At 70.8% G+C, this 22291-nt stretch carries 23 protein-coding genes; 16 read left to right on the forward strand and 7 right to left on the reverse strand.

What is annotated here, in order from left to right; all coding sequences use genetic code 11:
- Nucleotides 1-23: 23 nt before the first annotated feature.
- Complete coding sequence (locus tag JK363_RS25210; protein WP_201877507.1) at nucleotides 24-1523, reverse strand: protein phosphatase 2C domain-containing protein; 1500 nt, start codon at nucleotides 1521-1523, stop codon at nucleotides 24-26.
- Nucleotides 1524-1609: 86 nt separating this feature from the next.
- Here JK363_RS25210 and JK363_RS25215 point away from each other — a divergent pair, with 86 nt between their 5' ends.
- Nucleotides 1610-2092, forward strand: coding sequence for a DUF456 domain-containing protein (locus JK363_RS25215; protein WP_201877509.1), 483 nt, complete (start codon nucleotides 1610-1612; stop codon nucleotides 2090-2092).
- A gap of 298 nt (nucleotides 2093-2390) precedes the next feature.
- Here the strand turns inward: JK363_RS25215 and JK363_RS25220 are convergent, their stop codons facing one another.
- From JK363_RS25220 to JK363_RS25235, 4 genes are all read right to left on the reverse strand, one after another.
- Entirely contained in the window at nucleotides 2391-3830 is a 1440-nt protein-coding gene (locus JK363_RS25220) for a dihydrolipoyl dehydrogenase family protein (protein WP_201877688.1), read from the reverse strand.
- Nucleotides 3831-4004: 174 nt separating this feature from the next.
- Nucleotides 4005-5126 (reverse strand): ribosome small subunit-dependent GTPase A, encoded by a 1122-nt coding sequence (gene rsgA / locus JK363_RS25225; protein WP_215911272.1) that lies wholly within the window; start codon nucleotides 5124-5126, stop codon nucleotides 4005-4007.
- 261 nt (nucleotides 5127-5387) lie between these two features.
- Nucleotides 5388-6272 carry an SDR family oxidoreductase gene (locus JK363_RS25230; RefSeq protein WP_201877513.1) on the reverse strand — a complete coding sequence of 295 codons (885 nt, stop codon included), beginning with the start codon at nucleotides 6270-6272 and terminating at the stop codon, nucleotides 5388-5390.
- A gap of 139 nt (nucleotides 6273-6411) precedes the next feature.
- A complete protein-coding gene (locus JK363_RS25235) occupies nucleotides 6412-7689 on the reverse strand; it encodes a YhjD/YihY/BrkB family envelope integrity protein (RefSeq protein ID WP_236076097.1) in 1278 nt (425 codons plus the stop codon).
- Between the two features lie 346 nt (nucleotides 7690-8035).
- Between JK363_RS25235 and JK363_RS25240 the strand changes: the two genes are divergently transcribed.
- The 12 genes from JK363_RS25240 (at nucleotide 8036) to JK363_RS25290 (ending at nucleotide 18451) form a co-directional block, all read left to right on the forward strand.
- Nucleotides 8036-8569 carry a GNAT family N-acetyltransferase gene (locus JK363_RS25240; protein WP_201877517.1) on the forward strand — a complete coding sequence of 178 codons (534 nt, stop codon included), beginning with the start codon at nucleotides 8036-8038 and terminating at the stop codon, nucleotides 8567-8569.
- Nucleotides 8570-8661: 92 nt separating this feature from the next.
- Nucleotides 8662-8745 (forward strand): putative leader peptide, encoded by an 84-nt coding sequence (locus tag JK363_RS44735; RefSeq protein ID WP_309471194.1) that lies wholly within the window; start codon nucleotides 8662-8664, stop codon nucleotides 8743-8745.
- A 229-nt stretch (nucleotides 8746-8974) separates the two neighbouring features.
- Complete coding sequence (locus JK363_RS25245) at nucleotides 8975-10669, forward strand: nitrite/sulfite reductase (RefSeq protein ID WP_201877519.1); 1695 nt, start codon at nucleotides 8975-8977, stop codon at nucleotides 10667-10669.
- Nucleotides 10666-10866: a hypothetical protein gene (locus JK363_RS25250; protein WP_201877521.1), complete on the forward strand. Its 201-nt coding sequence runs from the start codon at nucleotides 10666-10668 to the stop codon at nucleotides 10864-10866. Before JK363_RS25245 ends, JK363_RS25250 begins: the two co-directional genes overlap by 4 nt.
- The gene (locus JK363_RS25255) at nucleotides 10863-11564 is read left to right on the forward strand and encodes a phosphoadenylyl-sulfate reductase (protein ID WP_201877523.1); all 702 of its coding nucleotides are present in this window, start codon (nucleotides 10863-10865) and stop codon (nucleotides 11562-11564) included. The genes JK363_RS25250 and JK363_RS25255 overlap by 4 nt, the downstream gene beginning before the upstream one ends.
- Nucleotides 11564-12136, forward strand: a complete 573-nt coding sequence (gene cysC, locus JK363_RS25260) for an adenylyl-sulfate kinase (RefSeq protein ID WP_201877690.1) — start codon at nucleotides 11564-11566, stop codon at nucleotides 12134-12136. The genes JK363_RS25255 and cysC overlap by 1 nt, the downstream gene beginning before the upstream one ends.
- Before the next feature lie 91 nt (nucleotides 12137-12227).
- Nucleotides 12228-13175, forward strand: coding sequence for a sulfate adenylyltransferase subunit CysD (cysD, locus tag JK363_RS25265; RefSeq protein WP_201877524.1), 948 nt, complete (start codon nucleotides 12228-12230; stop codon nucleotides 13173-13175).
- Nucleotides 13176-13177: 2 nt separating this feature from the next.
- Nucleotides 13178-14512, forward strand: coding sequence for a sulfate adenylyltransferase subunit 1 (locus tag JK363_RS25270; RefSeq protein WP_201877528.1), 1335 nt, complete (start codon nucleotides 13178-13180; stop codon nucleotides 14510-14512).
- Between the two features lie 309 nt (nucleotides 14513-14821).
- Nucleotides 14822-15883 carry an aliphatic sulfonate ABC transporter substrate-binding protein gene (locus JK363_RS25275; protein ID WP_201877692.1) on the forward strand — a complete coding sequence of 354 codons (1062 nt, stop codon included), beginning with the start codon at nucleotides 14822-14824 and terminating at the stop codon, nucleotides 15881-15883.
- 57 nt (nucleotides 15884-15940) lie between these two features.
- The gene (locus JK363_RS25280) at nucleotides 15941-16750 is read left to right on the forward strand and encodes an ABC transporter ATP-binding protein (protein ID WP_201877529.1); all 810 of its coding nucleotides are present in this window, start codon (nucleotides 15941-15943) and stop codon (nucleotides 16748-16750) included.
- Complete coding sequence (locus tag JK363_RS25285; RefSeq protein ID WP_201877531.1) at nucleotides 16737-17693, forward strand: ABC transporter permease; 957 nt, start codon at nucleotides 16737-16739, stop codon at nucleotides 17691-17693. Before JK363_RS25280 ends, JK363_RS25285 begins: the two co-directional genes overlap by 14 nt.
- Nucleotides 17693-18451 (forward strand): sirohydrochlorin chelatase, encoded by a 759-nt coding sequence (locus JK363_RS25290; protein ID WP_201877532.1) that lies wholly within the window; start codon nucleotides 17693-17695, stop codon nucleotides 18449-18451. Before JK363_RS25285 ends, JK363_RS25290 begins: the two co-directional genes overlap by 1 nt.
- 35 nt (nucleotides 18452-18486) lie before the next feature.
- Here JK363_RS25290 and JK363_RS25295 read toward each other — a convergent pair whose 3' ends face one another.
- Nucleotides 18487-19059: an NUDIX domain-containing protein gene (locus JK363_RS25295; protein WP_201877534.1), complete on the reverse strand. Its 573-nt coding sequence runs from the start codon at nucleotides 19057-19059 to the stop codon at nucleotides 18487-18489.
- Between the two features lies 1 nt (nucleotide 19060).
- On the reverse strand, nucleotides 19061-20416 hold the full coding sequence (locus tag JK363_RS25300) for an NsdA family TPR-like regulatory protein (RefSeq protein ID WP_201877536.1): 1356 nt from the start codon (nucleotides 20414-20416) through the stop codon (nucleotides 19061-19063).
- Nucleotides 20417-20586: 170 nt separating this feature from the next.
- On the opposite strand from JK363_RS25300, the gene JK363_RS25305 reads away from it, so the two are divergent.
- The 3 genes from JK363_RS25305 to amcA are packed head-to-tail and all read left to right on the forward strand — an operon-like array spanning nucleotide 20587 to nucleotide 22251.
- A complete protein-coding gene (locus tag JK363_RS25305) occupies nucleotides 20587-20982 on the forward strand; it encodes an ATP-binding protein (protein ID WP_201877537.1) in 396 nt (131 codons plus the stop codon).
- A gap of 44 nt (nucleotides 20983-21026) precedes the next feature.
- On the forward strand, nucleotides 21027-22100 hold the full coding sequence (amcB, locus tag JK363_RS25310; protein WP_268981087.1) for a cyclophane-forming radical SAM peptide maturase AmcB: 1074 nt from the start codon (nucleotides 21027-21029) through the stop codon (nucleotides 22098-22100).
- Nucleotides 22078-22251 carry a multiple cyclophane-containing RiPP AmcA gene (gene amcA / locus JK363_RS25315; RefSeq protein ID WP_201877539.1) on the forward strand — a complete coding sequence of 58 codons (174 nt, stop codon included), beginning with the start codon at nucleotides 22078-22080 and terminating at the stop codon, nucleotides 22249-22251. The genes amcB and amcA overlap by 23 nt, the downstream gene beginning before the upstream one ends.
- Nucleotides 22252-22291 lie beyond the last annotated feature (40 nt).

The following is a 22291-nucleotide window of genomic DNA, read 5'->3' on the forward strand; positions in this document are numbered from 1 at the left end:
ACATCAACCCATGGACGGCGCGCTCACGCCTCCCAGACGGCCACCGCCGTACGGTCGTCGGCGTAGCCCTTCACCCGGGTCTGGGCGTCGGCGAGGTACGCGGCGAGCCCCGGCGGCTCGGCCGTTGCCCAGCGTTCGGCCAAGTGGTCGGCGAGCGCGGCCTCGCCGCGCAGCGGGTCGGCGAGGCCCTCACCACAGAGCAGCAGGGTGTCGCCCGGACGGGCGACGGACGTACGGAAGAGGAACGGTCCGCCGACCGGGGCGTCCGGCGGGGTGTCAGGTGCGGAGGCCGGGTCCGCTGCGGATGCGGGCGGGCCGTCCGCGTCCGGGGGCGGCGCGCCCACGGGCGGACGCCGGTCGGCGTAGCCGGGGACCGGCCCGCCCACGGTGTCCCCCTCCCCCGGCGTCGGTTCCAGGTCCTGCCAGCCGCCCTCGCGCAGCCGGAACAGCCCGCCCCCGCCCGCGCCGAAGAACACTCGGGTGCGGCAGGCCGGATGGGCGGGCAGCAGCAGACAGCGCACCGAGACGGTGTACTCGGCCGGGTCCAGGCCGAGCACGGTGGCACGGGCGCGCAGTCTGCCGTAGCCGCGGGCGGTCAGCCGGTGCAGCCCGGACTTGAGGGCGCCGCGGTCGGCGGTGTGCAGATCGTCGGCCAGCCGGACGCGGCTGCGGCCGACCGCCGCGCCGATCCAGTCGCACATCTCGCGCGCGGCCTGCTGCGCCCTGGGGGCCGCCCGTACGCCACCGGCCACGACCGCCAGGACCAGGGCGCCGTCACCGGTCCCGAACCGTGCCGTCAGCAGCGCGTCCCGCCGGGGATCCCCGCGGTAGCGGGCGGAGTCGCCGCGCAGCGAGACGGCCCGGAGGGTGAAGGTGCCGTAGCGGGCGCCGTCCAGCACGGTGTCGGGCACAAGATCGCCGAGTTCCTCGGGGTCGGCGACGGGCAGAGTGGTCGGCTCGGCCTCGTAGGTGGGCGGTCCGCTCCCGACGAATCCGGCCGCGGCGGTCCGCCAGGGCCGGGCGGGGTCGGCGGGGGGCGCGCCGGACGGGGACGGGGATGGGGGCGGGGCGGAGGGCTTGGCGGGCGAGGGGATCGGGGGTGATACGGCCGAAGGACGCGTTCCGGGGGTGTCCGTTCCAGGGGAGTCCGTTCCGGAGGCCGGTCCGGTACGGGCGGATCCGGTACGGGCGAGGGAAGACGGCGCGGTAGGGGCGGGAGAGGGCGGTGCGGCGCCGGGCCCTTCACCGCCGCCGGGAGATCGCCACCCCTGCGGGCCATCTCCCTCCGCGGCGTCCGGGCCCGGTGCGGCACCGCCCGGCTCCTCCCGCGGCCGCCACGGAGCCCCCGCGGCGGGCCGCTGCCCGGTGCCGCCGGGGCGGCAGCCGAGCGTGCGGGCGGCCGAGTCGAACCGGTCGTCCACGGTGTCCGTCGCCGCGGCGGGCCCTGCGTCGGCCCGGCACGGGTCGTACAACTCGCGCCACCAGTCGTCCTCGTGACCGGGTTTGTCCCCCTGCTGGCTCATCCCCACATTGTCCACAGGGAGGCTTCACCGCAACACCACGCCGCGGTCGATGGCCGTCCGGCCGCCGCTTCCGGCAGCCTGGGGATATGGCGACATGGCAGCTGGTCCTGTGCGGCCTGGTCATGCTGCTGGGCCTGGTCGGCGTGGTCGTACCCGGTCTGCCGGGCCCGGTCATCGTGTGGGCCGCGGTGCTGTGGTGGTCGCTGACCGAGAAGACCGGCCCGGCCTGGGCCCTGCTGGTCGGGGCGACCGCGCTGCTGCTGCTCGATCAGGCCGTGAAATGGCTGTTGCCCGCCCGCCGGATGCGCGGGGCGGGCATCACCCGCCGGACGTTTCTGCTGGCCGGGATCGCGGGCATCGTCGGCTTCTTCGTCATCCCGGTCATCGGCGCGCCCGTCGGCTTCGTGGCCGGGATCTACGGCGCGGAGCGGCACCGGCTGGGCGGGCACGGGGACGCCTGGCTGTCCACGCGGACGGTGATGCGGGCGATCGGCATCAGTGTGCTGGTGGAGCTGTTCGCCTGTCTGCTGGTCGCGGGCGGCTGGCTGGCGGCGGTTGTCCTGCACTGAGCGCCATGGGCCTCATGGGCCCCATCAGGAACGGACCGGGGGCGTATGGCAGTGAGCAAGGGCGCCCCGGCGCGCGCACCCCGGTGCGGCGGGAGCCCCGAGCCCCCGCCGCACCGCCGCACTCCGTCACCCGCCAGCCGCCAGCCGCCCATCGGCCTCGCTGACATCCGGTGTGGTTCGGTTGCGCCCCGAAGGGGTGCGGGGCTGTGTCGATATGCGGCTCCGCCGCGTGGGCGCGACCGGCCACGACGCAGCCGCAGACACACGACGGCACCTCGCGGCACTTCCCGCGGAGCGCTCAGCCGCGATACGCCTCCAGCAGCCGGAGCCAGATCTCGCTGATCGTCGGGAAGGACGGAGTGGCGTGCCACAGCCGTTCCACCGGCACCTCGCCCGCCACCGCCACCGTGGCCGAGTGCAGCAGTTCCCCCACCCCGGGTCCCACGAAGGTGACCCCGATCAGATGACCCCGGTCCAGGTCGACGATCATCCGCGCCCGGCCCCGGTAGCCGTCCGCGTAGAGCGCCGCGCCCGAGACCTGGCCGATGTCGTAGTCGACCACCCGGACGCTGCGCCCCTGGGCCTCGGCCTGGGCCGCGGTCAGCCCGACCGCGGCGACCTCCGGGTCGGTGAAGACCACCTGCGGTACGGCGGCGGTGTCCGCGGTCGCCGCGTGCGCGCCCCAGCGGTCGGTCTCCAGCAGCGGAACGCCCTGCGCCCGCGCGCCGATCGCCGCGCCCGCGATCCTGGCCTGGTACTTGCCCTGATGGGTGAGGAGCGCGCGGCGGTTGACATCGCCCACGGCGTACAGCCAGCCACCGGGCACATCGCGCACCCGCAGGGTGTCGTCCACGTCCAGCCAGCTGCCCGGCCGCAGTCCGATCGTCTCCAGGCCCACATCCTCGGTGCGCGGTGCCCGGCCGGTGGCGAAGAGGACCTCGTCCGCCTCGACGGTCTCCCCGCCCTCGAGGGTGAGAGTGACGGTTCCGTCCGTGCCGTCCCGCCGTACGTCCGTCACCGACGTATCGGTGCGGATCTTCACTCCGGTCTCGGTCAGCGCCTCGGCGACCAGCTCGCCCGCGAACGGTTCCATCCGCTCCAGCAGCCCCGAGCCGCGGATCAGCATGGTCACCTCGGAGCCGAAGGCGTTCCACGCCGTGGCCATCTCGACGGCGACCACCCCGCCGCCCACCACCGCCAGCCGCCGCGGCACCGTGGCCGAGCTGGTCGCCTCGCGGCTGGTCCAGGGGCGGGCCTCGGCGAGTCCGGGCAGATCCGGCAGGGCGGCCCGGCTGCCGGTGCAGATGCCCACCGCGTGCCGGGCGGTGAGCACGCGCTGTTGTCCGTCCGGGCCGGTGACGGTGACCTGGCGCGGTGCGGTCAGCCGCCCCTTGCCGCGGATCAGATCGATACCGACCGAGTCCAGCCAGCCGACCTGACCGTCGTCCTTCCAGTCCGAGACGAAGGAGTCACGGTGGGTGAATACGGCGGCGTTGTCCAGCGGGCCGCCCACCGCCTGGCGCAGCCCGGAGGCGCGGCGCGCCTCGGCGCGGGCGATGACCGGGCGCAGCAGCGCCTTGCTGGGGATACAGGCCCAGTACGAGCATTCGCCGCCGACCAGCTCGCTCTCCACGATGGCCGTGGAGAGCCCCGCGGCGCGGGCGCGGTCGGCCAGGTTCTCACCGACCGGGCCCGCGCCCAGGACCACGACGTCGTACTCGTCCATGGCGTCGTTCATCGCAACCCGCTCTCTGCCGAATCCGGCGGTGTGATCGACCTGTGGCACCTCAGGACCATCCTGGTCTCGAGTTACCACGTGGATCCACCCGAATCGGCATCCCGGGCCGTTCCGCGGTACGGCGGGGGGACTGCCCCGTGCCGCGATGGGCACGGGGCAACGCCGAAGGTCCCGTTAGGGCTTGCGCAGCGGTCCGCGCTTGCGTTCCATCATGTGGCGGCCGAGTGCGTGCTTCTGCTTCCAGTCCCGCCGGATCTCGGCCCGCAGCCGGGCGTCGGTCCGGGCCGCGAGGCGTTCGTTCTCCCGCAGCAGCTTGCGGTAGCTCTCCAGCCGCCGGTGCGGCAGCGAGCCGTCGTCGATGGCGGCGAGTACCGCGCACCCGGGCTCCGTGCGGTGGGCACAGTCGTGGAAGCGGCACTCCTCGGCGAGCGCCTCGATCTCGGCGAACGCCTGGGCGACACCGCTTCCGGCGTCCCACAGCCCCACCCCGCGCAGCCCCGGGGTGTCGATGAGCGCACCGCCCCAGGGCAGGGGCAGCAGATCGCGGGTGGTCGTGGTGTGGCGGCCCTTGCCGTCACTGTCCCGGATCTCCTGGACGTCCTGGACGGACTCCCCGACCAGCGCGTTGGCCAGGGTGGACTTGCCCGCGCCCGACTGGCCGAGCAGCACGGCGGTACCGGAGGCGAGAACGGCGGACAGGACGTCCACCCCCTCCCCCGTCGCGGAGCTGACGGGCAGCACCTGGACCCCGGGCGCGGCCGTCGCGGCGTCGTCGACGAGATGGGCCAGGGCGGCGGGGTCGGGCACCAGGTCGGCCTTGGTGAGGACGACCACCGGCTGGGCACCGCTCTCCCAGGACAGGGCCACGAACCGCTCGAGGCGGCCCAGGTCGAACTCGGCGGCGAGGGAGACGGCGATGACCGCGTGGTCGACGTTGGCGGCCAGCACCTGTCCGTCGGACCGCTTGGAGGAGGTGGAGCGCACCAGGGCGGTACGGCGCGGCAGCAGCGTCCGCACATAGCGCGGATCGCCGTCGGGGTCGACGGCGGCCCAGTCACCGGTGCACACGATCCGCATCGGGTCATGGGGCGTGACCAGTTCGGTGTCGGCCCGGACCGTACCGGCGGGGGTGATGACATCGCACTGGCCGCGGTCCACCCGGAGCACCCGTGCGGGCAGCAGCCCCTGCTCGGCGTACGGGGCGAAGGCGGCCTCCCAGCCCTCGTCCCAGCCGTACGGGGCGAGCGGGTCAGAGGTGGTGAACGAAGAAGACGACGAAGCGAAAGAGGATGACAAGGGGTGACCCTTCACAAGGGTGGCCCCGGCGCGTGCCGTTGCGGCACGGGGATATGACGTGGGATCAGCCGGAGGCCACGGAGGTGGACGTGATGAACTCCTGGTTGCGGGCAGCGCCCATCGCAAAGACAGCCATCGGGTCACACCTCCTTCTCTCCTCGTCGGATCACGGGCCGGCCGGCGGCCGCCGGATCGGGTCGGGCTCACTGTAGTCCGGCGGCCGGGTCGGCACCACGGATTTTTCCGGGTGCCCTCGGAGGGTCACCCTCCGTCCGCGGCGGGGGCTCCGTAGCCTTCGGGAGCCTCGACGCCCCGTTCGGCGGCGCGGCTGGTCTCCTCCCAGGCCGCCCAGGTGTCCATGCGCTTCCGCGAGATGTCGAAGGCCATGTCGTAGACGGCGCTGCCGAGCAGCAGCCGCAGCGGCGGGTCGTCGCTGTCCACGAGCTTCATCACGGCCTCGGCGGCAAGATGCGGCAGGCTGTCGATGGACGACTCGGCGAACTGCTTCTCCAACTCGGCGCGCAGGGGCGCGTAGAGATCCATCGGCTCGGTGGCGACCAGACCGGTGGTGTAGAGATCGGTCCAGTAGCCGCCGGGCTCGACGAGGGTGACCTTGACGCCGAAGGCGGCGGCCTCCGCCGCCAGCGCCTCGCTCATCCCCTCCAGGGCGAACTTGCTGGCGCTGTAGAGCCCGGTGAGGGGGTAGCCGCCCAGCGCGCCGATGCTGGAGATCTGGACGATATGGCCGCTGCCCTGGGCACGCAGGGTGGGCAGGACGGCCTGGCTCACCCACAGGGCACCGAAGAAGTTGGTGTCCATCTGGGCGCGGGCCTCGGCCTCGCCGAACTCCTCGACCATTCCCATGGCGAGGAACCCGGCGTTGTTCACGACGATGTCGAGGCGGCCGAAGTGACGGACGGCCGTGTCGACGGTGGTGTGGACGGCCGCGCGGTCGGTGACGTCCAGCGGGAGGGCGAGCAGCCGGTCGCCGTGCTCGGCGGCCAGCGGCTCGAGGGTGGTGAGGGTGCGGGCGACGGCGACAACGCGGTCGCCCGCCGCGAGGGCGGCTTCGGTGAAGGCCCGGCCCAGTCCCCGGCTCGCACCGGTGATGAACCAGACGCGGCCTGCGGCGGGGGTGGCGGTCATGGAGATGCGGCTCCTGGAGTTCTCGACCTCAATACGAGACGGCTCGTCTCGCTAGACGCCATGAACATACACGGGGCAGGTCGGACTGGCAAGACGGATCGTCTCGTCTGTCGACGGTGGGGCCAGGGTCCGTCGGGCCCTACCGCGGGGGCGTTCCGGCGCGGCGGCCGCCGTCCGCCGTGGTCTCCGCGGAACCGTCCGCCGCGGTGTCGGCCTCCGGCCGCCGGGTGCCCTGCCGGGGCGCGCGCTCGGACTTCTCCGCGCGCCTCGTCCGCTCGGCGCCGTTCTCGGCGGTCTGCTCGGCGGTCTGCTCGGCGGTCTGCTCGGCGGTCTGCTCGGTAATCTGCTCCGCGGGCTTCGCGGCGCCGCGCTCGGCGCCCTTCCCGGCGGTCCGCTCCCCCGACTCCCGCCTGGCGTGCAGCCGGGCCCGGATGTCGGCGTGCGGCAGGAACTGGGCCCAGCGCTCGGGGAACTCCGACGGCGGGGTGATCTCCGCCGCTCCGTCGTCCGCCGTGCGCTGTTCCCGCGCACGCGACCGTACCGCCTGCTCCCGGACGCGGGCGGCCTGCTCGGCGCGTCCGGCGGCGGTGGCCACCGACGGCCAGACCCGGTCGATCGCGGCGTTGACCGCCGCCCCCACCAGCACCGCGAAGGCGGACACACCGATCCACAGCAGCACGGCGACCGGCGCGGCCAGCGAACCGTAGATCGTCGGGCCCTCCACGGTGTGGACCAGGTAGATACGCAGCAGGAAACTGCCGAGCACCCACATGGTGAGGGCCACCAGCGCACCGGGGATGTCCTCGCGCCAGGGCGAGCGCACCGGCACCGACACGTGGTACAGCGTGGTGAGGAAGGCGACGGACAGCAGGATCACCACGGGCCAGTACAGCGCCCGCACAAGATCGCTGCTGGCCGGGAAGAGGTCCACCACCGCCTCCGGGCCGACGACCATCAGCGGCAGCGCCACCGCCCCGACGACCAGCGCGACCAGGTAGAGCAGGAAGGCGAGCAGCCGGGTCCTGACGATCCCGCGGCGCCCCTCCAGCCCGTACATGATGGTGATGGTGTCCACGAACACATTCACCGCGCGCGATCCGGACCACAGGGCGATACCGAAGCCGAGCGAAATGACGTCGGGGCGGCCGCCCTCGATGACGTCGTCCAGCAGGGGCCGGGCGATCTCCTTGACGCCCTTGTCGGACAGGACGGTCCCGGAGGCGTCGAGGATGTTCTGCCGGATGGTGGCCACCGTGCCGGTGTCGGTCCAGGCGTCGAAGTAGCCGAGCAGACCGATCAGACCCAGCAGCAGCGGAGGCAGGGACAGCAGGGTGAAGAAGGCCGCCTCGGCGGCGAGCCCGGTGACCCGGTGCTCCATGCAGGAGTGGACGGTGTCCTTGAGCAGCAGCCAGACCATCCTGCGCTTGGAGACGTTGCGATAGAGGGCGCGGGCCTTGTGGAGCCGACCGGATGGCTTGGACAGTTCTTTTGCTGGCTGCACCTTCTCACCGTATCGGGCGGGTTCCCGCCTGCCCGTACGGCGACCTTCCCGTGCGTCGGCAGCGGTGTCCCGTGCCGGTTGCGTCGGCGGAGGGGATGCCGCGCCGACTCGGCACCGCCCTCCGCCCGCCGTGCTCACTGTCCGTTCCGGATACGGACCGGCGCAAAGGTTGCGCCGCGTTGCAACCGGGCGGACGCGCGGGCCCGGACCAGCCGCGGCCCCGGCACCCCGGGGCGGGCCGGTCCGTGGTTGTCTGTCCGCCATGAGCATCACAGTGACCACGTGGTCCTTGGAACAGACCTCGCCCGCGGATCTCAGCCCGGCGCGGGAGCCCGCCGCCGACGCGGGGGTACGGATCGTCCGGGCGGAGGTGCCGAGCCCGGAATTCAGCCGCTTTCTGTACACCTCCGTCGGCGCCGATGTCTCCTGGACCGATCGGCTGGAGTGGTCACGTGAGCGCTGGGAGGAGTTCCTGGACCGGCCCGGCGTGGAGACCTGGGTGGCGTACGAGCGCGGCACCCCGGCCGGGTACATCGAGCTGGAGCGCCAGGACGAGGGCGTGGTCGAGATCACCTACTTCGGGCTGCTGCCCGCCTTCCGCGGTCGCCGGATCGGCGGGCATCTGCTCACCTGGGGCATCCGCCGCGCCTGGGACCAGGGCGAGCGGCTGCCGGGACAGCCGCCGACCAAGCGGGTGTGGCTGCACACCTGCACCAAGGACGGGCCGCACGCACGGGACAACTACCAGCGGCGCGGTTTCCGGATCTTTGACATCAAGACCGAGACGGAGGCGTGACCCACCCCACATCGTCTCGCGATACAAGACACTCTCGTCCAGATAGTGGATAGCGGTGGACTCCCCGGAGACCACCGTGCCACGCTTCCTCCATGTCTCGAGCTGGAATTGCCTTGGTGAGTCGACGCCACGTCGACCTCGGTCGCATGTCCAGCGCGATCTGTCCGGCGGGCTGACCCGCATCTCTCAGGGCCCCTCAAAGCCCCGGGCAGCACCCCACAGTCCCCGACGCCCCAGCCACCGCCCCCGACGACGTGGGCGGGCGCACCCGCGGGACCTCCACCGTCGCACCACCGCACCCGGTACCGCCGAAGCGCCGTGCCCGCCTGCGCGCAATCGCAGGTCAGAGGGTGCGCGCGAGCACCATCCGCCGCACCAGAGCCGCTCAGAAGGACACCCACCGCCATGGCCGCCACCCCGGAACGCGCTAGCGCATCAACCCGCCGCAAGGCCGGACGCCACCGCGGCGAAGGCCAGTGGGCCGCGGGGCACTTCACCCCGCTCAACGGCAATGAGCAGACCAAGAAGGACGACGACGGTCTCAATGTGCGGACACGCATTGAGACGATCTACGCCCACCGCGGTTTCGACTCGATCGACGGTGCCGATCTGCGCGGCCGGATGCGCTGGTGGGGTCTGTACACCCAGCGCAAGCCCGGGATCGACGGCGGCAAGACCGCCGTACTGGAGCCCGAGGAGCTGGACGACACGCACTTCATGATGCGGGTCCGGGTGGACGGCGGACGGCTGACCACCGAGCAGCTGCGCGTCATCGGCGAGATATCACAGGAGTTCGCCCGCGGCACCGCGGACATCACCGACCGGCAGAACATCCAGTACCACTGGATCCGGATCGAGGACGTTCCGGAGATCTGGAAGCGGCTGGAGGCCGTGGGGCTGTCCACCACCGAGGCCTGCGGTGACACCCCGCGCGTGATCATCGGCTCCCCGGTCGCCGGGATCGCCGAGGACGAGATCATCGACGGCACCCCCGCCATCGAGGAGATCCACCGCCGCTACATCGGCAGCAAGGAGTTCTCCAACCTGCCGCGCAAGTTCAAGTCCGCGGTCTCCGGCTCCCCGGTCCTCGACATCGTCCACGAGATCAACGACGTGGCGTTCGTCGGTGTGCGCCACCCCGAGCACGGCCCCGGCTTCGACCTCTGGGTCGGCGGCGGTCTGTCCACCAACCCCAAGATCGGTGTCCGGCTCGGCGCCTGGGTCCCGCTGGAGGATGTCCCGGACGTCTGGGCCGGGGTCGTCGCCATCTTCCGCGACTACGGCTACCGGCGGCTGCGCAACCGCGCCCGGCTGAAGTTCCTGGTCGCCGACTGGGGCCCTTCGAGGTTCCGCCAGGTGCTGGAGGACGAGTACCTGAAGCGTCCGCTGAGCGACGGGCCCGCACCCGAGCAGCCCGTCCAGCAGTGGCGTGACCACATCGGTGTCCACCGCCAGCGCGACGGCCGCTTCTACATCGGCTTCGCCCCGCGCGTGGGCCGGGTCGACGGCTCGACCCTCACCAAGATCGCCGATCTGGCCGAGGCCCATGGCTCCGGCCGGCTGACCACCACCGTCGAGCAGAAGATGATCGTGCTCGATGTGGCCGAGGACCAGGTGGAGTCGCTGGTCTCCGGGCTGGAGGCGCTGGACCTCCAGGTCAAGCCGTCCCCGTTCCGCCGCGGCACCATGGCCTGCACCGGTATCGAGTTCTGCAAGCTGGCCATCGTCGAGACCAAGGGCCGCGGCTCCACGCTGATCGACGAACTCGAGCGGCGGCTGCCCGAATTCGACCAGCCGATCACCATCAACCTCAACGGCTGCCCCAACGCCTGCGCCCGCATCCAGGTCGCGGACATCGGTCTCAAGGGCCAGCTGGTCATGGACGAGAACGGCAACCAGGTCGAGGGCTACCAGGTGCACCTGGGCGGCGCGCTGGGCCTGGAGCCCGGCTTCGGCCGCAAGGTGCGCGGTCTGAAGGTCACCGCCGATGAACTGCCCGACTACGTCGAGCGGGTGCTGCGCCGCTTCCAGGAGGAGCGCGAGGACGGCGAGCGGTTCGCCACCTGGGCCGCGCGGGCCGGTGAGGAGGCGCTGTCATGAGTGAGCGTGCGGCGCCGTTCTACTGCCCGTACTGCGGGGACGAGGACCTGCGCCCCTCCGAGGAGGGGACCTCCCACGGGAAGGGCGCAGGGTGGGAATGCGCCTCCTGCAATCGCGCGTTCCGGCTGTCGTTCCTCGGGCTGCTGGCCAAGGGCCTGCGGCGCGAACCGGCCGGAGAAGGGGGCACGTCGATATGACCCGGATTGAGCAGACAGACGATCTCGAGACGCTCGCGGAGCGGGCGGGCCGCGAACTGGAGGACGCCCCGGCGCCGGACATCCTGCGCTGGGCGGCCGACACCTTCGGTCCGCGGTTCTGCGTCACCTCCTCGATGGAGGACGCGGTGGTGGCCCATCTGGCCTCCCGCGCCTTCCCCGGTGTCGATGTGGTCTTCCTCGACACCGGCTACCACTTCCCCGAGACCATCGGCACCCGGGACGCGGTGGCCGCCGTGATGGACGTCAACGTCATCACGCTCACCCCGCGCCAGACGGTGGCCGAGCAGGATGCCTCGTACGGCCCGAAGCTGCACGACCGCGACCCCGACCTGTGCTGCGCGCTGCGCAAGGTCAAGCCGCTCGAGGAGGGGCTGCGCGGGTACGACGCCTGGGCCACCGGGCTGCGCCGCGACGAGTCCCCGACCCGGGCGAACACCCCGGTCGTCGGCTGGGACGCCAAGCGGCAGAAGGTCAAGGTCTCGCCGATCGCCCGCTGGACGCAGGCGGATGTGGACGCGTACGTGGCCGAGCACGGGGTGCTCACCAACCCCCTGCTGATGGACGGCTATCCGTCGGTCGGCTGCGCGCCCTGCACCCGGCGGGTGCTGGAGGGCGAGGACGCACGTTCCGGCCGCTGGGCCGGGAGCACCAAGACCGAATGCGGGCTGCACGGCTGATGGCTGTCGACCAGGAGAACGAGATGAGCGCGCCCCTGCACACCGGAGCCACCGTATGGCTGACCGGCCTGCCCAGCGCCGGGAAGACCACGATCGCCTACGCCCTGGCCGAACGGCTGCGCGGTGAGGGCCACCGGGTGGAGGTGCTCGACGGCGACGAGATCCGTGAGTTCCTCTCCGCGGGGCTCGGCTTCTCCCGCGAGGACCGGCACACCAACGTCCAGCGGATCGGCTTCGTCGCCGAACTGCTGGCCTCCCAGGGAGTGAAGGTGCTGGTCCCGGTGATCGCCCCGTACGCGGACAGCCGCGAGGCGGTGCGCGGTCGCCACCAGAAGGAGGGCACCCCGTATCTGGAGGTGCATGTGGCCACCCCGGTCGAGGTGTGCTCGGAGCGGGACGTCAAGGGGCTCTACGCCAAGCAGGCGGCAGGCGAGATCTCGGGGCTGACCGGCGTCGACGACCCGTACGAGGCCCCGGCCGACCCGGACTTGCGCATCGAGACGCACCAGCAGGGCGTACAGGAATCCGCGGCGGCGCTTCGGTCGCTGCTCAGCGAGAGGGGACTGCTGTGAGCGACGCCCGCGCGGCCAGCGGCCCGCACACGGCAGCGATACCCGCGCCTCTGCGCCGCGCGGGCGGAGAAGTGAGCGAAAGGGGCACAGCATGACGACCGTGGCTGCGATCAACGGCGCCGGTGCGGCCGAGGGCGGCGACCTCTACGCGCTGTCGCACCTGGACGCGCTGGAGTCCGAGGCGGTGCACATCTTCCGCGAGGTGGCGGGCGAGTTCGAGCGGCCGGTGATCCTGTTCTCCGGCGGCAAGGACTCCATCGTCATGCTGCATCTGGCGCTCAAGGCGTTCGCCCCGGCGCCGGTGCCCTTCTCGCTGCTCCACGTGGACACCGGGCACAACTTCCCCGAGGTCATCGACTACCGGGACCGCACCGTCGCCGAGCACGGCCTGCGGCTGCACGTGGCGTCGGTGCAGGACTACATCGACCGCGGTGTACTCAAGGAGCGCCCGGACGGCACCCGCAACCCGCTGCAGACGCTGCCGCTGACCGAGAAGATCCAGGCGGAGAAGTTCGACGCGGTCTTCGGCGGCGGACGGCGCGACGAGGAGAAGGCCCGCGCGAAGGAGCGGGTGTTCAGCCTCCGTGACGAGTTCTCGCAGTGGGACCCGCGCCGCCAGCGCCCCGAGCTGTGGAACCTCTACAACGGCCGGCACGCACCCGGCGAGCATGTCCGTGTCTTCCCGCTCTCCAACTGGACCGAGCTGGACGTGTGGCAGTACATCGCCCGCGAGGACATCGCGCTCCCGGAGATCTACTTCGCGCACGAGCGCGAGGTGTTCAAGCGCGGCGGGATGTGGCTGACGGCCGGCGAGTGGGGCGGGCCCAAGGACGACGAGACCGTCGAGAAGCGGCAGGTGCGCTACCGCACCGTCGGCGACATGTCCTGCACCGGCGCCGTCGACTCCGACGCGGTGACCCTGGAGCAGGTCATCACCGAGATCGCCGCGTCTCGGCTGACCGAGCGCGGCGCCACGCGTGCCGACGACAAGCTCTCCGAGGCCGCGATGGAAGACCGCAAGCGCGAGGGGTACTTCTGAGCATGAGCACGATCACGACCGAGGAGCTCTCGGCCACCACCCTGCTGCGGTTCGCCACGGCCGGCTCCGTCGACGACGGCAAGTCGACTCTGGTGGGCCGGCTGCTGCATGACTCCAAGTCGGTCCTCGCCGACCAGTTGGAGGCCGTGGAGCACGCCTCCCGCAACCGCGGTCAGGAGGCCCCGGACCTCGCGCTGCTGACAGACGGCCTGCGCGCCGAACGCGAGCAGGGCATCACCATCGACGTGGCCTACCGCTACTTCGCCACCCCGCGCAGGCGGTTCATCCTCGCCGACACCCCGGGCCATGTGCAGTACACCCGCAACATGGTCACCGGCGCCTCCACCGCCGAGCTGACGGTGATCCTCGTCGATGCCCGCAACGGCGTCGTCGAGCAGACCCGCCGGCACGCCGCGATCGCGGCGCTGCTCCGGGTGCCGCACGTGGTGCTGGCCGTCAACAAGATGGACCTGGTGGACTACAAGGAGCCCGTCTTCGCCGCGATCGCCAAGGAGTTCACGGCGTACGCGACCGAGCTGGGCGTCCCCGAGGTCACCGCCATCCCGATCTCCGCGCTCGCCGGCGACAACGTGGTGGAGCCGTCCGCCACCATGGACTGGTACGGCGGCCCGACCGTCCTGGAGCACCTGGAGACGGTCCCGGTCAGCCACGACCTGAGCCACTGCCACGCGCGCCTGCCCGTGCAGTTCGTGATCCGGCCGCAGACCGCCGAGCACCCGGACTACCGGGGCTACGCGGGCCAGATCGCCGCCGGTTCCTTCCACGTCGGTGAGGCGGTGACGGTGCTGCCGTCCGGCCGCGCGTCGCGGATCTCCGGCATCGAGCTGCTGGGCGAGCCGGTCGACGTCGCCTGGACCACGCAGTCGGTGACCCTCCTGCTGGAGGACGACATCGACATCTCGCGCGGCGACCTGATCGTGCCCAGCAAGGACGCCCCGGCGACCACGCAGGACATCGAGGCGACCGTGTGCCACGTCGCCGACCAGGCCCTGACCGTCGGCCACCGGGTGCTGCTCAAGCACGGGACCCGCACGGTCAAGGCGATCGTCAAGGACATCCCGTCCCGGCTCACGCTGTCCGACCTGTCCCTGCACCCGCACCCGGGACAGCTCGTCGCCAACGACATCGGCCGGGTGAAGATCCGCACCGCCGAACCGCTGCCGGTCGACTCCTACGCCGACTCGCGCCGCACCGGCTCCTTCATCCTCATCGACCCCAGCGACGGCACCACGCTCACCGCGGGCATGGTCGGCGAGTCGTTCGCCTCCCCCGAGCCCGTCAAGGACGAGTCCGAGGACGACGGGTGGGATTTCTGATCATGGCCGGAGAAGCGTTCTCGACCTTCGCGAAGGAGGGCGGCCGCGTCGGCAGCGGCGCCCGAGGCAGCGGCCAGGGAGGGGTCGGGCGATGTGCGTGCTGATGCGTGGCCCCATGCCGCTGTCCCCTGCTCCGCTCCACCGGATCCGAAGACCTTGCGAACTGCCGGGCGTCCTCTGACGCAGCCCGGCCCTGCGAGAGGAACACCTCCCGTGTCGTACGCCGACCGCCTTGCCCCCTCCCGACCAGCCGGACTCCCGCGCCGCCGCATCCGGCTCCTCGCGGCAGCCGCCGTCTTCCCGCTGCTGATGGGCGCGCTCGGCGCCTGCGGCTACGGGTCCCAGAAAAAGGACGACGACCAGGGGGCCTCCGCCCTCCCCGCCGCGGGCGGCAAGAAGGTCGACGGGCTGGACAAGGTGAAGATCGGCTACTTCGCCAACCTCACCCATGCCACCGCCCTGGTGGGGCTGCGCAAGGGCGGTCAGATCCAGCAGGCGCTGGGCGGCACCCAGGCGCAGCCGTTTGTCTTCAACGCCGGGCCCTCGGAGATCGAGGCGCTCAACGCGGGCTCCATCGACATCGGCTGGATCGGCCCCTCGCCGTCCATCAACGGCTATGTGAAGTCGCACGGTGAGAACCTCAAGATCATCTCGGGTTCGGTCTCGGGCGGCGTCAAGCTGGTCGTCAACCCGAAGAAGATCAAGTCCGAGGACGACATCAAGGGCAAGAAGATCGCCACCCCGCAGCTGGGCAACACCCAGGACGTGGCGTTCCTCAACTGGATCGCCAAGAAGGGCTGGAAGGTCGACGCCCAGAGCGGCAAGGGCGATGTGTCGGTGGTCCGCTCCGACAACAAGGTGACCCCCGACGCCTACAAGTCCGGTGCCATCGACGGTGCGTGGGTGCCTGAGCCGACCGCCTCCAAGCTGGTCGCCGAGGGCGGCAAGGTGCTGCTCGACGAGTCCTCGCTGTGGCCGGACAAGAAGTTCGTGATCACCAACCTGATCGTCAAGCAGTCGTTCCTCAAGGAGCACCCGAAGGTCGTCGAGGCCGTGCTGCGCGGCTCGGTGAAGACCAACGACTGGATCAAGGCCAACCCCGGTCAGGCCAAGAAGGCGGCCAACGCCGCGCTCGAGGCGGAGACCGGCAAGCCGCTGCCGCCGGAGGTGATCGACCCGGCGTGGAAGAGCATCCAGGTCACCGATGACCCGCTGGCCCGGACGCTGAACACCGAGGCGGACCACGCGGTCCAGGCGGGTCTGCTGGAGAAGCCGGACCTCAAGGGCATCTACGACCTCACCCTGCTCAACAAGGTCCTCAAGGCCGAGGGCAAGCCGACGGTGTCGGCCGCCGGACTCGGTACCCAGTAGCCCGCCCGCTCCCCGTACGCACGGTACGCCGTTACGCACCCACCAGGAGGTGACCGGATGTCCCCGGCACTGACCACCGAGAAGGCCCATCCGGCGGGCGCCGCCGCGACGATCGCCGCGGACCCGGCAGTACGCATCGACCACGTCCACAAGGCGTTCGGCCGGGCCGGCGCCGTACAGCCCGTCCTCGACGACATCAACCTCACGGTGCGGCCCGGGGAGTTCGTCTGCATCCTGGGGGCCTCGGGCTGCGGCAAGTCGACCCTGCTCAACCTGATCGCGAATCTGGACAAGCCGACCGCCGGGACCATCGAGGTCCCCGGCGGCCGGCCGGCCTTGATGTTCCAGGAGCACGCCCTGTTCCCGTGGCTGACCGCGGGCAAGAACATCGAACTCGCCCTGCGGCTGCGCGGGGTGCCCCGGCCCGACCGCAGGCCCGAGGCGGAACGGCTGCTGGAGCTGGTGCGGCTCGGCGGCTCCTACGGCAAGCGGGTGCACGAGCTGTCCGGCGGGATGCGGCAGCGCGTGGCGATGGCCCGCGCGCTGGCGCAGGACTCGCGGGTGCTGCTGATGGACGAGCCGTTCGCCGCGCTCGACGCCATCACCCGCGATGTGCTGCACGACGAACTGACCCGGATCTGGAGCGAGACGGGAGTGTCCGTCCTGTTCGTCACCCACAACGTCCGTGAGGCCGTCCGGCTGGCCCAGCGCGTGGTGCTGCTGTCCTCGCGCCCCGGCCGGGTCGTCCGCGACTGGGCGGTGGACATTCCGCAGCCGCGCCGGATCGAGGACGCCGCCGTCGCCGACCTGTCCATAGAGATCACCGAAGAACTGCGTGGGGAGATCCGCCGCCATGGCCGGGCCTGAGACCACCGGCGCGACCGACGCCACCGACACGACCGCGACCGGCACGACCGCGACCGGCATCGCCGCGTCCCGGAAGAAGGACGCCCAGGACATGGAGGGCCTGGAAGCCGGTCTCGACGCCCTGGACACCGTGCAGATCCGGCGCACCTCGCCGACCGAGGTGCTGGTGCAGAAGGTGCTGCCGCCGATCGTGGCCGTCGCCCTGGTGGTCGTCATCTGGAAGCTGCTGGTCGTGGCCAAGGTCACCGACGACTACAAGCTGCCCGACCCGGGCCTGGTCTGGGACGCGCTGCGGCAGCTGTGGCTCCAGGGCGAGCTGCTGGACATCATCTGGACCAGCGTCTCGCGGGGACTGTTCGGCTTCCTCATCGCGCTGGCCATCGCCACCCCGCTGGGGCTGGTGGTGGCCCGGGTGAAGTTCGTCCGCGCCGCGCTGGGCCCGATCCTGTCCGGGTTGCAGTCGCTGCCCTCGGTGGCCTGGGTGCCGCCCGCGGTGATCTGGCTGGGCCTCAACGACCAGATGATGTACACCGTCATCCTGCTCGGCGCGGTGCCCTCCATCGCCAACGGCCTGGTCGCCGGGATCGATCAGGTGCCCCCGCTGTTCCTGCGGGCCGGACGCACCCTGGGCGCCCGCGGTCTGGTCAGCGCCCGGCACATCCTGCTGCCCGCCGCGCTGCCCGGCTATGTCGCGGGCCTCAAGCAGGGCTGGGCGTTCTCCTGGCGCTCGCTGATGGCCGCCGAGATCATCGCCAAGTCACCCGAACTCGGGCTCGGACTCGGCCAGTACCTGGAGAACCAGCGCAACAACTCCGATATGGCCGGGGTGCTGCTCGGCATCACCCTGATCCTCGTCGTCGGCATCGCCATCGAGCTGCTGGTCTTCGCCCCGATCGAACGCCGCGTGCTGCGCAGCCGCGGTCTGCTGGCGAGCGCCCACTGATGTCCGCCACGTCCCCGGCCCTGCTGGTCATCGCCCACGGCAGCCGCGACCCCCGGCACGCGGCGACCGTCGACGCGCTCTGCGCGCGGGTACGGTCGCTGCGGCCGGGGCTGCGGGTGGAGGCGGCCTTCCTGGACTTCAACGCGCCCCGGGTGGGCCAGGTCCTGGCCCGGCTCGCCGCCGAGGGCGTGACGGACATCGCCGCGCTCCCCCTGCTGCTGACCCGCGCCTTCCACGCCAAGTCCGACATCCCCGCGGTACTGCGCGAGGCCACCGCCCTACACCCCCGGCTGACCGTCCGGCAGACCGCGGTGCTGGGCCCGTCCCCGCTGCTCACCGACGCGCTGGAACGCAGGCTGCACCAGGCCGGTCTGCGCCCGGCCGACCGAGACTCGACCGGGGTCGTCCTGGCCTCGGCGGGCTCCACCGACCCGGAGGCGATCGCGGTGATCGCTGAAATCGCGCGGGAGTGGCGGCACACCGGATGGTGTGCCGTGCGACCCGCGTTCGCCTCCGCTTCCCTTCCCCGCACCGAGGACGCGGTGCGCGCGCTGCGCGCCGAGGGCGTCCGGCGCGTGGCCGTGGCCCCGTACGTCATCGCCCCCGGTCGCCTCCCGGACCGCATCGCCCACGGCGCCCGCGAGGCGGGCGCCGACCTCCTCGCCGGTGTCCTCGGCCCCGCCCCCGAACTGGCCCGCCTCCTGCTCCACCGCTACGACGAGTCCCGCGCCGCCGCCCCGGCCCTGCTGAGCGCCTGACCGGCGCGCCCTCCAAGGCGTGGTACCGCGGTCATTCATCCGGGAATCGAGGTCGGCGAGCAAGTCGTGTCCGGTCCGCTCCAGCCGTCGAGAGAGATTTCCGGGCCACCCTGGAGATACCGGCGCAGTGCACTGCCGGTGGTGCCCACGAACGCCTCGGGAAGAGCCGAGGCATCGATCCAGCAGACTTGGGCGTGCTTCTCGGGCTCGCGATTTTCCAGCTTGCCCGACCACTCATGGGCAGCGAAGACGACGGTGAGGAACCCGTTGGGTGCTTCGACGCCCCAAGCGCCGTGAATGATGTGGGCGACCTTCAGGGATTCAGCCTTCACCACCAGGCCGGTTTCCTCGTAGAGCTCGCGGACGGCGGTTTCGGTAATGGGCTCTCCCGGTTCGCTCTTGCCGACGGGGAGGTCCCACATGCCCTGAGCGAATTTGGCGTTCTCACTGCGCTGGAGAAGGGCGACGCGATGTGCGCTCCTGTCATGGACGATGACGGCAGCGACCAGCAAGGTCATCGATTGGAAAGCGGGTTTGAGGGCGCGAGGCTGATCGTCGGTGTGAGGCTGCGCCACGGTGGTCCCTTCGTCGGCCGGGTTGCTGGGCATGCTAGAACAGGGCGTCGCGAGTGCGCCGCGCGAGTTCGGCAGCACCGGGGACTTTCCGCCGCTGGTAGACCGCAAGCGTGGCTCTGATGGAGGAGACGGCCTTGCGGGTGCGATCGGAGGCCATGCCGTCGATGAGGTCCATGGCTCGGGTCCAGGCAGCCACGGCTTCGTCGGCACGGGCTTGCGCGGCGAGGCTATCGCCCAGGTCAGCATGGGTCAGGGCATGGACGCGCCGGTACTTTTCGGGGTCCCAGCGGGTCAGTGCGGCACGGTGCTGCCGTTCCGTGCCGAGGTGGTCACCCAGGTCCGTCAAAGTGCGGGCGGTGTGGCTGGCTACGGTACCGGCGGCGGGGCCGGTGACGAGAGAAAAACTGGGCTGTGGTGCATCGTCCCGGAGGAGGGCGTCTTCAGCGGCGAGGAGGGCACGGGCGGCTGCGGCCTTGTCCCCGACTGCAGCGTAGGCGCGTGCGTGGGTGATGTGCAGCAGCGCTTCGGTCCGGCCATCGACGCGGCCGACTCCGCGGCCGAGGGCACCTTCCACAAGGTCGACGCAGTGGTGGGGCTGTTTGAGGCTGAGGGCCTGGTGGGCCAGAGCTCGCATCATCCATGCCGCGTGCCCGTGGGGGTCAGCTTCGCAAGCGAGTTGATAGCCAACCTGGTAGTAACGCTGTGCAGCACCCTCCTGGCCCAGGTCGTGGTGTTTCCAGCCCGCAAGGTAGGCCAGTTCCGCGACGGCGCCGAAGGCTGCTCGGCGTAATGCTTCGGACGGATACCGCGCGCGAAGCATGGGAGCGGCGGTATCGGCGAGATAGGCGGTGACGGTGGTCAGGCCGTGGCCGCCGCCGAGACGTTCGTCCGCTGCGGCGAAGGCGGCCGTGATATCACGCACCACTCCTACGTCCTCCAACCCGACCATGGTTGTGCAGGTACGGGCGCGGAGCATCCGGGAGACAGCGTCGTGGTCGTAGCCGAGCGGCATGGCAACACCAGCGGTGGTGAAGGCCGCCACGGCCAGGAACTGGCGCCGCTCGACATCAGCCCGGCCCAAGTCGGTCGCGGTGACAACGGGATCGGCATCGGCATCGAGGGAGTCGCCTGCATCACGCAAACCGATCTCTGCCAACGTGACGACGCGCTTGGAGCGGCGGGAGAGGGCTTCTGCGAGGTACCGCCCGGTCCGCCCGGAAGGTCGACGTGTGCCATGCACCCAGTGGGACACAGCCGATTTGTTGGTCTGGATGGTCTCGCCGTTCTCCGCGGCGATGCGGCGCACATCTTGAGCGAGTGCCTCGTAGGTACAACCTGTTGCGGTGATGACCTCGCCCAGGCGTGAGTTGGGCTGATTCGGCACTGCCATGGCCTCCCCCGGACGAAGCGGTAAACCGCGTATACCGCTTGGCTTCCTTCCCAGCGTAGCGACTCTGCGTAGTCGACGTTTCACTAGGCAGTAGCCACCGGAAACAACATCGACCGCCCGTCACCGCGTCCATCCCGGAGACGGCGCCGCTCGTGGAAAGGCAGCCGCTGATGGGCCGCAGCACTCGGATTCTCGTACCCAGCGATCCGTCCGCCGTCCCGCATGCCAGGGACAGTGTTTTGGCGCATGTTGGCGCATGGGGCATACGACTGGACGTCGAGATGAGCGAGGCCGTCAAGCTCGTGGCCTCCGAGCTGATCACGAACGCGGTGGTCCACGTGGGCGGAGCCATCAGCCTCAGCGTCTACTACGACGATGGGTACCTGCTGCTCGTCGTGCATGACAGCAGTCCCGATTTGCCGGTGCGGCAGCCCGCTTTGACCGTCGATGAAGGGGGCCATGGGCTGGCTCTAGTCGGCCACTTTGCCTCCCATCATGGCTGGGAGCACACAGGCCGGGGCAAGAAGGTGTGGGCTGAGTTCGAAGTTCGTGGGGCGAAGCCGTGACGCGCCCCATCAACCGCATCGCAGAGGTGCCCCGTTCGGTCATCATGCAACCGACAACGCTCTGCCAACCACTCGACTGCCGATACTGCTATCTGCCGTTCCGGAAGACGAGGCACCTCATGTCGGTGGAAGTGGCCGAAGCGGTGGCCACACCGGTCAACATATGGGCTGGGCAGAACCCCGAATTCGAGGTCGTCTGGCACGGAGGAGAGCCACTGTCCGCTGGCCGAAGGCATCTTGATGACCTCATGGCACCGTTCGCAAATGTCAGACACACCGTGCAGACGAACGCAGCGCTGATCGACAACGACTGGTGTGAGTTTCTGCTGAAACGGAGGGTCGCGGTCGGCGTCAGTATCGACGGACCGAAAGACATGAACGCCTCACGGGTCACCCGTGCGGGTCATCCCGCGCACCGAATCATCATGCGCGGCGTCGACAGGCTGAGGGCTCACGGCATCCCGTTCTCCGCCATCGCGGTCGTCACTGATCCAGACCCCGCGCAGGCACTCGAGTTCTACCAGTTCTTCGTGGACCTGGGCTGCCACACTCTCGGGGTCAATATCGAGGAACAGGAGGGGGTCAACACCAGAGCAGTAGAACGCGACTACGGACGGGTCGTGGAATTCTGGGCGGCTCTGACCGCGGCCTGGGAAGCACACCCGGCGATCCGGCTGCGTGAGGCCTCTCGGGTACTGGAGTTCGCGGGAGCTGTCCTTCAGGGGCCGCCGGGCACTCACGTCCCCACCACGAAGCTGTGGGACCCACTTCCCACGGTCGCACACGACGGCGGTGTCGTGCTGCTCTCCCCCGAGCTGGCGGGATTCACCGACGACCGGTTCGGAGACTTCACCACCGGCAACGTCCTCCGTCACGGTCTGGACCACCTGCTTGTCGAGGCCGATCGACGCACACCCTGGTTGGAAGAGTTCTGGCGCGGCGTGAACGCCTGCCGGGCGAGTTGCCCCGTGTACGGCTTCTGCGGCGGTGCCCACCCTGCCAACCGGTACTTCGAACACGATGGTCGGCTGGACGGCACTCGTACGCGCTACTGCACCACCTCAAAAATCGCCCTCTTCGAAGGAGTGACCAATCATGTCCGTACGCACAGCCGCTGAACTCGTACGGGACGCTGCCGACGGTTTCAAGGTGCTCATCGACACCGTCGACTACGCTTCCGCCGGAAACTTCGACAACAGGCCCACCTGGGCCAACTCGACACCCACGTTTGACAATCGCCCGACCTGGGACAACTGGAACAAGAAGTGACCTGCCGGGAAGCCTCGAAGATGGAGACAGCTTGTGCACC

Origin of the sequence: Streptomyces coffeae (assembly GCF_016741875.1) — a bacterium.
In the GTDB taxonomy this organism is placed as follows: Bacteria; Actinomycetota; Actinomycetes; order Streptomycetales; family Streptomycetaceae; genus Streptomyces; species Streptomyces coffeae.

Coding starts and splice junctions, on each gene's coding strand:
- JK363_RS44735 (WP_309471194.1), top strand. CDS start 8,662: ATGTCTCGAGCTGGAATTGCCTTGGTGAGTCGACGCCACGTCGACCTC.
- JK363_RS25285 (WP_201877531.1), top strand. CDS start 16,737: ATGGCCGGGCCTGAGACCACCGGCGCGACCGACGCCACCGACACGACC.
- JK363_RS25250 (WP_201877521.1), top strand. CDS start 10,666: ATGAGTGAGCGTGCGGCGCCGTTCTACTGCCCGTACTGCGGGGACGAG.
- JK363_RS25230 (WP_201877513.1), bottom strand. CDS start 6,272: ATGACCGCCACCCCCGCCGCAGGCCGCGTCTGGTTCATCACCGGTGCG.
- JK363_RS25290 (WP_201877532.1), top strand. CDS start 17,693: ATGTCCGCCACGTCCCCGGCCCTGCTGGTCATCGCCCACGGCAGCCGC.
- JK363_RS25245 (WP_201877519.1), top strand. CDS start 8,975: ATGGCCGCCACCCCGGAACGCGCTAGCGCATCAACCCGCCGCAAGGCC.
- JK363_RS25240 (WP_201877517.1), top strand. CDS start 8,036: ATGAGCATCACAGTGACCACGTGGTCCTTGGAACAGACCTCGCCCGCG.
- JK363_RS25275 (WP_201877692.1), top strand. CDS start 14,822: ATGGGCGCGCTCGGCGCCTGCGGCTACGGGTCCCAGAAAAAGGACGAC.
- JK363_RS25295 (WP_201877534.1), bottom strand. CDS start 19,059: ATGCCCAGCAACCCGGCCGACGAAGGGACCACCGTGGCGCAGCCTCAC.
- JK363_RS25235 (WP_236076097.1), bottom strand. CDS start 7,689: ATGGTCTGGCTGCTGCTCAAGGACACCGTCCACTCCTGCATGGAGCAC.
- JK363_RS25305 (WP_201877537.1), top strand. CDS start 20,587: ATGGGCCGCAGCACTCGGATTCTCGTACCCAGCGATCCGTCCGCCGTC.
- JK363_RS25255 (WP_201877523.1), top strand. CDS start 10,863: ATGACCCGGATTGAGCAGACAGACGATCTCGAGACGCTCGCGGAGCGG.
- JK363_RS25210 (WP_201877507.1), bottom strand. CDS start 1,523: ATGAGCCAGCAGGGGGACAAACCCGGTCACGAGGACGACTGGTGGCGC.
- cysD (WP_201877524.1), top strand. CDS start 12,228: ATGACGACCGTGGCTGCGATCAACGGCGCCGGTGCGGCCGAGGGCGGC.
- JK363_RS25280 (WP_201877529.1), top strand. CDS start 15,941: ATGTCCCCGGCACTGACCACCGAGAAGGCCCATCCGGCGGGCGCCGCC.
- JK363_RS25300 (WP_201877536.1), bottom strand. CDS start 20,416: ATGGCAGTGCCGAATCAGCCCAACTCACGCCTGGGCGAGGTCATCACC.
- JK363_RS25220 (WP_201877688.1), bottom strand. CDS start 3,830: ATGAACGACGCCATGGACGAGTACGACGTCGTGGTCCTGGGCGCGGGC.
- JK363_RS25215 (WP_201877509.1), top strand. CDS start 1,610: ATGGCGACATGGCAGCTGGTCCTGTGCGGCCTGGTCATGCTGCTGGGC.
- JK363_RS25270 (WP_201877528.1), top strand. CDS start 13,178: ATGAGCACGATCACGACCGAGGAGCTCTCGGCCACCACCCTGCTGCGG.
- amcA (WP_201877539.1), top strand. CDS start 22,078: ATGTCCGTACGCACAGCCGCTGAACTCGTACGGGACGCTGCCGACGGT.
- amcB (WP_268981087.1), top strand. CDS start 21,027: ATGCAACCGACAACGCTCTGCCAACCACTCGACTGCCGATACTGCTAT.
- cysC (WP_201877690.1), top strand. CDS start 11,564: ATGGCTGTCGACCAGGAGAACGAGATGAGCGCGCCCCTGCACACCGGA.